The following is a 12,782-nucleotide window of genomic DNA, read 5'->3' as shown; positions in this document are numbered from 1 at the left end:
AGATTGTTCTCAGTGCTTTAATGATTTTTTTATTATTCTTAATATTAGGAGAAAATGCCTATGCAAAAAAATTATAATACTCTATCTGCACCTTTCTGGATTGTCTGGGGTATAGAGTTCTGGGAAAGATTTGGCTTTTATGGCTTTCAAGCGATTATTGCGCTGTATTTTACACAAAAGCTTGGGCTAAGTGAAAAAGAAACTATTTATCTGATGGGATCTTTTTTTGCTTTTACATACGGTTTTATCTGGGTTGGTGGACTAATAGGTGATAAAATTCTCGGTACTAAACGCACAATTTTAGTTGGTGCAGTAATACTGGGTTTATCTTATTTAGGTTTTATCTTTGCAAATAAACAAACAATTTACTATATTTTTGCAGGGATTATTATAGGTAATGCTATATTTAAGGCTAACCCTTCGTCTTTAATATCAAAGATGTTTGATAAGGGTGATGGACGCTTAAATAGCGCTATGACTTTATACTATCTTGCTATTAATATTGGTGGGTTAATCTGTATGGCCTTGACGCCAGTGATATCACAAGTTTATGGATATACTCATGCTTTTATACTCTGCGGTATTGGTTTATTTGTTGGTATAGCAGGATTTATATTATTTTATAAAAAACTAGAAGGTCTAGACACAGAAGCTGGTAAACATCCTGTAAATAAAACTCATGCAACATATATCCTCGCAGGAGGAATTGCTGTTTTTTTGATAATAGCAAACATTCTTCCTAATACAACTTTGTGTATAGAATTAACAGCAGTTGTGGTAACTATTGCTACACTATATTTCTTATATGTAGCTTTTAACCTTGAGTCATATGAAAGAAATAGAATGCTAGTGGCTTTTGTACTTATTATTGAGGCGATAATTTTCTACTCTTTATACTTCCAAATGCCGACTACACTAACTTTCTTTGCTCAGCATAATATCGAGCTTTCTGTATTTGGCTGGCATGTTCCTGCTGCACAATATCAATTTTTAAATCCTCTATGGATTTTAATATTTTCACCTATTCTTGCAATATTATACAAAAAGAGTAAATTAACACACGCTACTAAATTCTGTATCGGAACAGCATTAATGTTTGTCTCATATGCAACTTTATACTCTACGAAATATTTCGCAACAGATGCTGTAGTTTCAGGTAACTGGCTAATTCTATCTTACGCAAGCTCTTCTTTAGGTGAGCTACTAATATCAGGACTTGGGCTAGCAATGGTTGCTGAACTTTGTCCAGCATTTATATCTGGATTTGTGATGGGATTTTGGTTTCTAGCTACAATGATTGCTTCATATATTGCTTCTTATATAGGATCATTTATAGCATTACCTCAAAATGGTGATGTAATCTCTAAACAGCAAAGCTTAGAAACATATACAGCAGTATTTGGCTATGTTGCTATTGGTATTTTAGTTACAACAATTATTATGGTCATTTTGGCACCTATGTTAAATAAATACATAAATAGAATACAAGTTATCGATGATCATAAAGCAGATATTGATAATGTCACATATCATCCTGAGAATTAAAAAACATAATTTTATACTTTCTAACATATATATTTTGCAAATTTATTTCAATAGTTTGTTTTTTTGCTAGAATTACTTCTAGTAATTAACAACATTATTTAGCATGAGTACATTTTCTAACCAAACATGGATAGCTAATTATCCTGACTATACTCCTAAGAATATTGCAGAAAACCACGATACAATTTTAGATTTATATGAAAGAACAATTATACAGTTTCCTTATAGAGAGGCTGTATCATGTCATGATGTAAATCTAACATTCCTTGAACTTGATAGGCTAGCTACCAAAATGGCTAGCTTTCTACAAAATAAACTAGGTATTAACAAAGGCGATAGAGTAGCAATTGTACTGCCTAACTGCTTACAATTTACTGTTAGCTTATTTGCCTGTGTTAAACTTGGTGCTGTATTTGTCAATACCAATCCTCTTTATACTGCAGATGAAATTGAGGCGATATTCAATAACTGTAATGTCAAAGCTGCAATTGTAATGGATATGTTTGCTCATCATATGCAAAAAGCCCGTATAAATATTGACTCTTTAGAGAATGTAATTGTTACAAATATTGCTGATTTATATCCATTCCCTAAAAAACAGATTATTGGTTTTGTCTCTAAATATCTAATTGAAAATAAACCAAAATATGCAAAAAGTAATTTTATTCCGTTTAGTAAAGCCATCAAAGCTGATGCAAATTTATATAAAAAACCTGTGTTAACAAAACAAGACACCTTATGCTTACAGTATTCAAGTGGGACAACAGGTAAACCTAAAGGAGCAATACTAACGCATAATAATCTTGCATCAAATATCCAGCAAGTTTGGGCATGGATCAAGCATGATATGGATATGTCTGATCAAGTAATCATAACCGCCTTACCTCTATATCATATATTTTCACTTAGTGCTAATTTACTTTGCTTTTTTTTTGCTGGTGCGAAAAATGTCCTAATTCCAAACGCTAGAGATATTAAGAATCTCATTAAGACTATGTCAAAAAATGAGTTCACTATTTTTAATGGCCTTAATACTCTTTATATGGCAATGCTTGAACATACTGATTTTGAAAAAATTAACAAAACAAGATATCAGTATTCTTTAAGTGGTGGCATGCCAATTTCGCGTAAAATATATTTACAATGGTTAGATAGAACAGGAGTAGAGCTCAAAGAAGGATATGGAATGACTGAAATGTCTCCTGCAATTGCCCTAAATAAGTTCAATGAGTCTGAGGATGATTATTTTGGTACTTGTGGCTACCCTATTCCAAGTACACAGCTTAGTATTCGCGATATTCACACTCATCAAGAGATAAATGAATGCTTCAAAGAAGGTGAAATCTGGCTTAAAGGTCCACAGAAATGTCAAGGTTTCTGGAATGATAAAGAAAATAATGAACTTCACTTCACTGCAGATGGTTGGCTAAAAACTGGTGATATCGGCTATATAGACAAAAAAGGCCGCCTAACTATATCCGATAGAATTAAAAATATGATTATTGTCTCTGGTTTTAATGTTTATCCAAGAGAGATTGAGATATGTATCCTTAAACTAGATTATGTAAAAGAGGTTGCTGTCAGCGGAGTTAAGTCAAAAACATCTGGTGAAAGAGCTATAGCTTTTATTTCATTAGAAAAAGGCTCTAATGCAACTGAAAATGATATTATCAAATATTGCAAAGATAAATTAGCAAGTTATAAAGTTCCTAAATCGTGCATATTTGTAGAAAGTTTACCAAAAAATAATACCGGTAAAATAGACATTAAAAAACTAAAAAAACAATTCCTTTAGATATTCTTTAGAAGTGCCCTTTCACTAGAAAAATACTGCTTTGGTGTCTTACCAAATGCTTTACGAAACATTGCTATAAAATTACTCGGTGACGCATATCCTAACGAATCTGAAACTTCCGTAACCGAAATATCTTTTGCTAACATATCTAAACCACGCGCAAGTTGTGCCTGTTGGCGCCAACGAGAAAAGCCAAGTCCTGTTTCAGATAAAAAAGCCCTTCGCAATGTCCGTGGCGACATAGCTGCAAATGATGCCCACTCTTCTAAACTTTTGTTTATCGAAGGATTATCAATAATTGCATTAGCAACTTTAGTAACTCTATCAGTTTTTGGCATCGGCAAATGTAGCGCTTCTTCGGGAGCAAGCCTAATCTCATTACAAATAATCTTGGCGATATGCTCTTGCTCTAATGTTAGGCTATGCTGCTTGTCCCATTCTGTTGCTCTTAGAGCAAGTGCTCTTAACACTTCACTCATTGGTATGACCCTTGAGCTCTTGGGTAAATCTTGACACATATTTGGGAGTATGAAAATAACCCAACCTTCTACAATGCCACTTATACGGATTTTATGTGATGTATTTGGTGGGATCCACCCAGCCCTATTTGATGGCAGTACCCATGATCCATTAGGAGTGCTCACATGGACAAGACCTGATTCGATACAAAATATTTTACCACGACGATGATGATGCCAATCTGACTCTTGGTTATTTATTTTATTTTCACTATTAGGTGCATTTCCACCTTTGATCGCAATTATTGCTGGTCCATCAAGTCGATCACTAAGATATGCAATCTCTTCTTCAGTGATTTTTTGTCCACTTTTCACTATTTATTGTCCATATAATGCTATAATACATGGCTAAAATTGTGTAATAATTTTACGCAAAAATAAACTCTTAAAGTAATTTTCTTATTTAATATACTAATAATGTATTATTTTAATGATATTTTAACCATAAAAAGTTTAAATTTATGCAAGCTAGTAACACACCCACCATTGGCTTTTGGAGCCAAAAAAGAACAATCGTAGCATTAGCAATAAGCTTACTGGCACTTGCTGAGATTGTTGATTTGACAATTGTAGCTGTTGCAATACCACAAATTATGGGTGCTATCGGTGCTAATGTTGAAACTATTGCTGATATAACTACAGTATATATTGTCACCGCGGCAATCTTTATACTACTCTCGGGATTGATTATTGAGAAATATGGTATAAAAAGAGTTGCTCTCGTTTCATCAGTAATTTTTGGTATTTCATCAATAATGTGTGGCCTTTCAACATCTTTAGCTGAGATGATTGTTTTTAGGGCTTTTCAGGGTATGGGAGGAGCTTTTTTACCATCCGTAGCACAGACATACATATCTACTAGTTTCAAAAATGAAGAATATAATAAGATGATGACTATCTATAGTATGGTCATCGTTATGGGGCCAATTATTGGGCCAGTACTTGGTGGTGCTATTTGTGAGAATATGTCTTGGGAATGGATTTTTTATGTCAATGTGCCTCTTTGTATTGTAGCATTTATAATTATTTCTTTTATGATGGAAGCAACACACATAAAAAAAATAAAAATTGATTATATAAGTTTTGGCTTTATGGCTATTGGTGTTGGTTGTTTAGAGCTTTTCATCGATAACGGTAATACTAATGGCTGGTTCTCATCGATTAAAATGATAATACTTTTAGCAATATCATTAATTTCACTTGGATTCTTTATTTGGAGAGGTTTAGTTTATTCTTCAGTAGTTAAATTTAAAATATTTAGAAATTTTAATTTTGTACTAGCTTGCTTTTTATGTTTTATGTTTGTGCTATTGTTTTCCGCTGCTATGGCTTATTTACCAACAATGTTGCAGCAAGTATATGGCTATCCTGTTGATCTAGCAGGATATATAACTGCTCCTAGAGGTGTTGCTGCTATTATTGGTGCGGTGCTAACACAATCTATTTTAGTAAAAAAACTAGGCGTAAGAAAAACTATTAGCCTTGGGATGATTACTTTTGGTGCATCTTGTTTAATGCAGGCAAGCTTCTCTCCTACTGCTAGCGAATTTGATATCATACTTACAACGGCTATTCAGGGATTAGGGATGATGATGTTTTTTGTTCCATTTATGAGCGTACTAGTAGTTGGTATGGCTGATGAAGATATGGGTGATATGTCTGGATCATTTAACTTCTTTAGAAACTTTGGTAGCTCCGTTGGTACTGCTTTTGTAGCAACATTTATCTCAAGAAATCAACAGATTACTTACTTGGAATTATCACAAAATATATCATCACTAAATAACAACTTTCAAAGTTGGAGTTATAGTTTGCCAACGCCTGATTTGGCTGCAATTGCTATTGCAAAACAACAAGTGTTACACCAAAGTAGCCTATTAAGCTATATTAACTCTTTTTATGTAGTTGGCATACTTAGCCTAATCTTGGCCATAGTACCATTTTTATTAAAAGAACCACCTAAAGATGCTCATGTTGCAGCGATGCATTAAATTTTATAAGGTAATTAAAATGTCAGAAGAAAAAATACAACAACCTCAACAACTAGAAGAAGTAAAAAAAGGATCAAGATTTTCGCCTAAGAAAATCATTATTGGCTGTAGTATTATCACAATAACAGCAATAGGGATTTATAGTTATTATAAATATAACAAAATTTTTCCTAGTACTGATAACGCTTATGTTAATGCTGATGTAATTAGTATTTCACCTAAGGTTGGTGGCTATATAGAAAAAGTCTATATTCAAAATAACCAGTTTGTACATAAAGGTGATAAACTCGTACAGATTGAGCCTAAAGATTACCAACTACAAGTAGCTCAAGCAAATTCAAAAGTTATCCAAGCCAAGGGGCAATTAGCGATAGCACAAGAGCAGGTAAATGTAACTAAATCGAATCTTACTAAAGCTCAGTCATCTTTAGCTACTGCTACAACTATGGCAGATAGATACATCAAACTTTATAAGGATGATGCTGGTTCTCTACAAGATGCGCAAAAATACATAAATCAAAAAGTTCAAGCCCAAAAAGCAAAAGATGAGGCCTATTCATCACTTAAACAAGCTTTATTACAAGTTGAAATAGCTAAAGCACAAATTGGCGCAGCTAAGTTAAGTTATGATAATGCTAACCTAAATCTAGGTTATACTACATTGACAGCCCCTGATGATGGTTATGTATCAAATCTAAAGCTTTATAAAGGACAATTAGTATCTCCAGGACAAGCATTGTTTGGTTTTATTGATAATAAAAAATGGTGGATAGATGCTAACTTTAAAGAGACAGATCTTGATAGAATCAAACCAGGACAACAAGTTAAAATTGAGCTAGATATGTATAGTCATACTTACACTGGGAAAGTTGATAGTATCAGTTATGCTACTGGATCAGTTTTTTCATTACTACCGCCGGAAAATGCTACCGGAAACTGGGTAAAAGTAACCCAACGCTTCCCAGTGAAAATAATCCTAAACAATAATCCTAAATACCCACTCAGAGTCGGAGCAAGTGCAACAGTAAAAGTAGATACATTATAGGTCACAACAATGATACGAAATAAAATACTCCCTTTAGCGTTAATAACTACAATGTTGGTAACATCTAGCTGTAGCTTCTTTAGTCCTGAGTATGAAAGACCTAAAGTCAAAGCTCCAGCTTTATGGAATAACCAAGATAAAAATATTGAAGTCACCAAAAACTGGGATCTTACAAAAGTTGCTTGGTGGAGAGAGTTTAATGATCCGGTATTAAATAATCTAATAACTACAGCATTAAAAGATAATAATAAACTACAAGTTTCTATTGGTAATATCTTGCAAGCTAATGCTGAGATAAATAAAGCTAACTATGGCTGGTTACCTACTGCAAGCGTTGGTGGTGGCGGTTTTGTAGCTCAAGCTTTTGATATAAATTCTAGCTCAAATATTCCTCAATTAAATAATGTCCCAACTCAAACTGCCGCGGGATCCTTGGTTGGGATTATACCTAGCTATACAATCAACATTGCTAGGCAGTTTAAACTAGGTGAGATTTCACGCCTTAGTAAAAAAATGCAAACTAATCTTAAAGATACCACAAGACTATCAATCATAAGCCAAGTTAGTGCTGCATATTTCTCACTAATTACAGCAAAAGAACAATTAAAGCTGCAAATCCAAATGGTCAAACAAATGCAGCTACTGATGTATTATGCTCAAAATCAGCATAAACTTGGGGCAACATCACCAATGCTTGAAGAAGTTATTCGTCAGCAACTTGAAGCGCAAAAAGGTAAAATAGCTATGATCAAAAATGACATAGTTCATTTCCAAAACACCATTAAAATCTTGATGGGAAGAAACCCTGGTAAAATTATCACAAGCAGAACTCTGAATGAAATTAATGCTAATATTAAAGTCCCAGTAAATATGCCTTCTCAAGTTTTAGAGAACCGACCAGATATTGCTATTGCTGAATATAAACTAGAAACAGCAAATGCTAATATTGGTTTAGCTAGATCACAATTTTTCCCAAGTATTGACCTTACTGGAACCTTTGGAAATGCCACACTTGCACTTGGAGAGCTTGCTACGATGAATGCTTGGGCATGGGCTGCTGAAGCTGTTGCTGCTGTACCAGTATTTAATCTAAGCATTTTAGCTGATAGTGACAAGGCTAAGGCACAGTTTTACCAAGCATATTATGATTATATTAATACCCTACAACAAGCCTTCCAAGATGTTGATGATAGCCTTTCTGAAAGAGCTGCTAATGCAAAGAACCTAAAAAAACAAACTATATCTTTAGAATCAACACAAAGACAAGAGAAGATATTCTTTAAACAGTATAGTTCAGGAGCTATAAGTAAAGCTCAATATACAGGCATTACCTTAAATGTACTGTACCAACAAATACAAGTTAATCAAGCTAAACTGAAATCTTTGATTAGTGTGGTTAATTTATACCAAGCTCTTGGTAGTGGTTATAATGTTGATAACTATGTTGATCCTCACTATGATAACCCAGCTTTTGATAAATAATTTTAGGATTAACCCTCTTTACTAGTAAAAGCGCTAATAAAATTATTCTAAATAAGCTATATGATTGTGATAAAATCAGCCCATAAGATTGATTTAATCTCATAATAGCTTTATTGATAAGGTTCAAAAATGAAAATGATTAAAGATTTTAGTACTAAAGAATATTCACAAAAGTTAGTTGATTGGCTAAAAGATGCTTGTATAAATTATCCTGCTGAAGGATTTGTCATTGGCCTTAGCGGCGGTATAGATTCAGCAGTTGCAGCTTCTCTAGCTGCCAGAACTGGATTACCAACTACAGCTTTAATGCTACCATCAAAAAACAATCAACACCAAGATATGCAAGATGCTCTAGAACTTGCTGAAAAACTTAACATTGAGCATCATACTATTGCTATCCAACCCACATATGAAACTTTTCTGCAGTCAACACAGAGCTTTACAAATACCCAAAATGATAGGCAACTTGTGATTAAAGGTAATGCTCAAGCCCGATTGAGAATGATGTACTTATATACTTATGCTCAACAATATAATAGAGTGGTTATTGGTACTGATAATGCTTGTGAATGGTATATGGGATATTTTACAAAGTTTGGTGATGGAGCTGCTGATATTCTTCCACTAGTTAATCTCAAAAAATCTCAAGTTTTTGAATTAGGTAAATACTTAGATGTTCCTAAAAATATACTTGATAAAGCTCCATCTGCTGGGCTATGGCAAGGACAAACTGATGAAGAAGAAATGGGCGTAACTTATCAAGAAATTGATGATTTCCTAGATGGTAAGCAAGTCTCAGCAAAAGCTCTAGAAAGAATAAATTTCTGGCATAATCGTAGCCATCATAAAAGAAAACCAGCTTTAACTCCTAAAATTTAAACATATTTAACTAATTTTCTTCTCCAAAATAAAATATAGATGTTGATTAACTCTTATTTTTTGCATTAAAATAATCAAAAAATAACCAATTATTAGAATCTAAAAATGAAAAAATTACTGCTAATTCTACCTATATTTTCAACACTTACTTCTTGTGCTTATATCAAAGGTTATAATAAGCCACAAGAAGAGCTATATATCAATATAACATCTCCTCATATCAAAGATGTAAACTTTAGCGAGAAAGGAGAATTACCTAAAGATATAAAAAACCAGAACTATTACAATGTCGAAGTTTCTGGATCGGCATTAACAAACTGTGATGTCATTGACTATGGTGGTGTTAAAATCAAACATTCTGGTAAGAATAAAATATTCATTGGCAACGCTCACGATTGGGATATTGTTAGAATAGACTGTCGTCAAGATATCAGTAATGGAAAAAATGGTGAAAAACATGATTTAGAAATTAAATTATTTTCAGATAAGAAAATTTATCATACAAAAACAGTTGTCGAACATGGATAATTAATATATGAAAGGCTGTCTGTGAATCCCACAATTAAGAGAATTTATTGTTTTTCCCAAACATCACTTTGTGAAGGGATATCTCCCTGAGTCCACCACTTAGCTTTGTACTTAGCACCTTGGTATGTAACTACTTGTCCGCCAGTGTAAGCCTGACCTTGACTCCACGCTTCACCTGAAACAAAAGGCTTCTTCCATGCGCCACCATCAGCTGGGTTATTACCTTGTGTCCACCACTGAGCTACATATTTTTGACCGTTATAAGTCACTTCATCACCCTTAGTATATACAGTTTGAGGGTTCCATGTGCTCACTGTTGAAGAATTATTGCCATCTTGGTCATTGTTACCTTGGTCATTGTTACCTTGGTCATTGTTACCTTGGTCATTGTTACCTTGGTCATTGTTTTGACCACTAGTTACACGCCATACTCCCCACTGCCCTGACTGTGTAGGGTTTTCACCTTGTGTCCACCATTGAGCCTCATAAGCCACACCATTGACAATAACTTTATCACCTTTATTGTAGACTGTTTCAGCATTCCAGTTACCAGTAGTTCCAGCATCATTATTTTGATCATTATTTTGATCATTATTTTGATCATTATTTTGATCATTATTTTGATCATTATTTTGATCATTATTTTGATCATTATTTTGATCATTATTTTGATCATTATTTTGATCATCTGCTCCAATAGTTTCAAAAGTTAAACTATCTTCTCTAGAAACATTTGATGTACTAGCAATGACTTCTATAGTATATCTAGTACCTTTCTCTAAGTTTGTAAGCACATAGCTTTGACTAGTGATATTTTCTGCTATAGTTTCACCATTAAGTAATACTCTATACTTGATAGAACCATCTAATTCTGGTTTATTCCAAGATATAGTAGCAGAATTTTCTGTAACATCGCTAACAGAAACATTAATAGTATCAGAGGCATAAACCTTAGCTACAGCATTAATTAGTGATTTGTTAGCATCTGTTGAGTCACCATCTGCTTGCCAGAACATTGTACCCCCAAGATTTTTACTCTTAGCATACTTAGTTTTCTCACTTACAGACCAGACATCATCAAAAGTTACAAAAGTCTTCGTTGATGGACTATATGCCCATGGTTGCATTGCTGTTTTACCATACTTATTAAAGATATCGACATTTGAACTGATATCATAATATACTAGATCAGATAAACCAGTTAGAGGTTTTGCTGTACCACAACCATTTACTGGATTATTTACAGGATTAATTAGACATTTATAATCAAATACTCCTGCCTCATAGTCTCCAAATCCAGGGGCTGTAATAGTCTGTAATAAACCTCCATCAGTACCATTAGCTACAGTCATTGATCTAGCATATAATGGCAAGCCAACTATTAGCTTATTAGCTGGAACACCAGCTTTGATATAAGCATCTACTGAGCCTTGTACTGACCAACCACCTTCTTTACCGATTGATTTAGCAATCTCTGGAGAGAAGTTAATATTCGGGAATGCTGCTGATGCTTGGAACCAAGCTGGTGCACCAGTACCCCATCCACCTTGATAGTCATAGTTCATGACGTTAATTTCATCCATAAGCTCGCCAGTTTGCTTCCAGAAATCTGCCACACTATTAGGATTACTAGGATTTTCCATTGCTTCGATACGACTTCTCGCACCATTAACAGCTATTGCAAGATAGTATTTTTTACCATCTGCTTTACTAGCTTTGTCTAACTCAGCACGCAGAACCTTATAGAAAGCTAACATTTTTTTAGCAGGAGCAACATTATCACCATAATCTGACCACCACTCCCAGTCTATATCAATACCATTAAAGCCAAGCTTACGCATTAACTCTACAGATTGCTTAGCAAAATTTTCCATGCTTTGCTGGTTTGAAGCTAACTGTTCAAACATTGGTGCAGTTGTTACACCATTATTAGTCCAACCACCAAATGACAAGAATGATTTCAAATAAGGATATTTTTTAGCTGCTCTTGCTGCTGCTGATAGTCCCCATGAGTCAGCTGAGGCATCTAGAGTTTTAATATTACCAGTGTTTTTATCAAAACCTATAAATGCATAAATTATCGTATTTAATTTATCATATTTGAAATCATATGGATTGTACTTACGTCCCCAAACTGCCCACTGTGCATAATATGCAGCATTAGTATAACCTGGGGTTGGATCTTCACAGACATTATCTGCACATGGTCTTTCAATTTCTAGCTCTTTACCATCAACTTTTAAGCCACTAACAATAGGAACAACCACACCTGGCAATACTATCGCATTACCAGAGTCAGTACCCATAATGTCACATGTTTGAGTTAAATCTAACGAACTCTCACCATCTTTAAGAGATATTTTTGTTAGATATTCTCCATTACTTAGTTGTGTTGTTTCAAAATTAACAAGATCTGCCCGAGTACCAAAACAGCTTCCCCAACCAGTTTTTGGCTTAAAGTTACTAGTAAATTCAACTACTTTTGCTGATGGTACATTATTGATACTTAGGACTATTTTGTTGTTATAGTCCTTAAATGGTGCTTTAAAATCATATGTTTTAGTATCATTCACAGGTGCTGCTTCTAGCATTGTATATGATCCTAAACCCATTAATGCACATACTACCGAGACTAATTTTGTTTTGTTCATAAGTATTTCTCCTTATTACAACTTATTAATAAATGTAAGCACAATGCTTACACTTTGATTATATGACCATAATTAAAAGCAACGCAAAAGAAAAATACTAATATGCTTCAATATTATGATAAATATAAATAAAACTTAATTTTTCTTTAAGAAAATTTGTTTTACATATTTGTGAATCAATATATCACATATAAATTATTAATAAATTATCAAAAAATAACAAGCCTTAGTAAAAATTAATAACCAATAAATAAACCTATTTATAATTATAAATATTAGTTATATTTAAGAGCTAACTAAGAATAATTTTAAATGAATTATTCTTTTTGTAGATTTGATATCAAATAG

At 33.5% G+C, this 12,782-nt stretch carries 9 protein-coding genes; 7 read left to right on the top strand and 2 right to left on the bottom strand.

Going from position 1 to position 12,782, the window contains the following annotated elements:
- Window positions 1-54 precede the first annotated feature (54 nt).
- Window positions 55-1,545, top strand: a complete 1,491-nt coding sequence (locus tag CGC45_RS02800) for an oligopeptide:H+ symporter (protein WP_084387435.1) — start codon at window positions 55-57, stop codon at window positions 1,543-1,545.
- 103 nt (window positions 1,546-1,648) lie between these two features.
- Entirely contained in the window at window positions 1,649-3,340 is a 1,692-nt protein-coding gene (locus CGC45_RS02795; protein WP_071628860.1) for a long-chain-fatty-acid--CoA ligase, read from the top strand.
- On the opposite strand, the gene CGC45_RS02790 is transcribed toward CGC45_RS02795, so the two are convergent.
- A complete protein-coding gene (locus CGC45_RS02790; protein ID WP_071628859.1) occupies window positions 3,337-4,173 on the bottom strand; it encodes an AraC family transcriptional regulator in 837 nt (278 codons plus the stop codon). The two genes, CGC45_RS02795 and CGC45_RS02790, sit on opposite strands and share 4 nt — an antisense overlap.
- A 146-nt stretch (window positions 4,174-4,319) precedes the next feature.
- Between CGC45_RS02790 and CGC45_RS02785 the strand changes: the two genes are divergently transcribed.
- From CGC45_RS02785 to CGC45_RS02765, 5 genes are all read left to right on the top strand, one after another.
- A complete protein-coding gene (locus CGC45_RS02785; RefSeq protein WP_071628858.1) occupies window positions 4,320-5,849 on the top strand; it encodes an MDR family MFS transporter in 1,530 nt (509 codons plus the stop codon).
- A 19-nt stretch (window positions 5,850-5,868) separates the two neighbouring features.
- Complete coding sequence (locus CGC45_RS02780) at window positions 5,869-6,894, top strand: HlyD family secretion protein (RefSeq protein WP_071628857.1); 1,026 nt, start codon at window positions 5,869-5,871, stop codon at window positions 6,892-6,894.
- A 9-nt stretch (window positions 6,895-6,903) separates the two neighbouring features.
- Window positions 6,904-8,376: a TolC family protein SilC gene (gene silC, locus CGC45_RS02775; protein WP_071628856.1), complete on the top strand. Its 1,473-nt coding sequence runs from the start codon at window positions 6,904-6,906 to the stop codon at window positions 8,374-8,376.
- 129 nt (window positions 8,377-8,505) lie between these two features.
- Complete coding sequence (gene nadE / locus CGC45_RS02770) at window positions 8,506-9,255, top strand: NAD(+) synthase (RefSeq protein WP_071628855.1); 750 nt, start codon at window positions 8,506-8,508, stop codon at window positions 9,253-9,255.
- A 105-nt stretch (window positions 9,256-9,360) separates the two neighbouring features.
- A complete protein-coding gene (locus CGC45_RS02765; RefSeq protein WP_071628854.1) occupies window positions 9,361-9,783 on the top strand; it encodes a hypothetical protein in 423 nt (140 codons plus the stop codon).
- Between the two features lie 44 nt (window positions 9,784-9,827).
- On the opposite strand, the gene CGC45_RS02760 is transcribed toward CGC45_RS02765, so the two are convergent.
- The gene (locus CGC45_RS02760; protein WP_071628853.1) at window positions 9,828-12,434 is read right to left on the bottom strand and encodes a glycosyl hydrolase family 18 protein; all 2,607 of its coding nucleotides are present in this window, start codon (window positions 12,432-12,434) and stop codon (window positions 9,828-9,830) included.
- Between the last annotated feature and the right edge of the window lie 348 nt (window positions 12,435-12,782).

Origin of the sequence: Francisella opportunistica, assembly GCF_003347135.1 — a bacterium.
In the GTDB taxonomy this organism is placed as follows: Bacteria; Pseudomonadota; Gammaproteobacteria; order Francisellales; family Francisellaceae; genus Francisella; species Francisella opportunistica.
This window is presented reverse-complemented; position numbering and strand designations above follow the sequence as displayed.

Coding starts and splice junctions, on each gene's coding strand:
- CGC45_RS02800 (WP_084387435.1), top strand. CDS start 55: ATGCCTATGCAAAAAAATTATAATACTCTATCTGCACCTTTCTGGATT.
- CGC45_RS02795 (WP_071628860.1), top strand. CDS start 1,649: ATGAGTACATTTTCTAACCAAACATGGATAGCTAATTATCCTGACTAT.
- CGC45_RS02785 (WP_071628858.1), top strand. CDS start 4,320: ATGCAAGCTAGTAACACACCCACCATTGGCTTTTGGAGCCAAAAAAGA.
- CGC45_RS02780 (WP_071628857.1), top strand. CDS start 5,869: ATGTCAGAAGAAAAAATACAACAACCTCAACAACTAGAAGAAGTAAAA.
- silC (WP_071628856.1), top strand. CDS start 6,904: ATGATACGAAATAAAATACTCCCTTTAGCGTTAATAACTACAATGTTG.
- nadE (WP_071628855.1), top strand. CDS start 8,506: ATGAAAATGATTAAAGATTTTAGTACTAAAGAATATTCACAAAAGTTA.
- CGC45_RS02765 (WP_071628854.1), top strand. CDS start 9,361: ATGAAAAAATTACTGCTAATTCTACCTATATTTTCAACACTTACTTCT.
- CGC45_RS02760 (WP_071628853.1), bottom strand. CDS start 12,434: ATGAACAAAACAAAATTAGTCTCGGTAGTATGTGCATTAATGGGTTTA.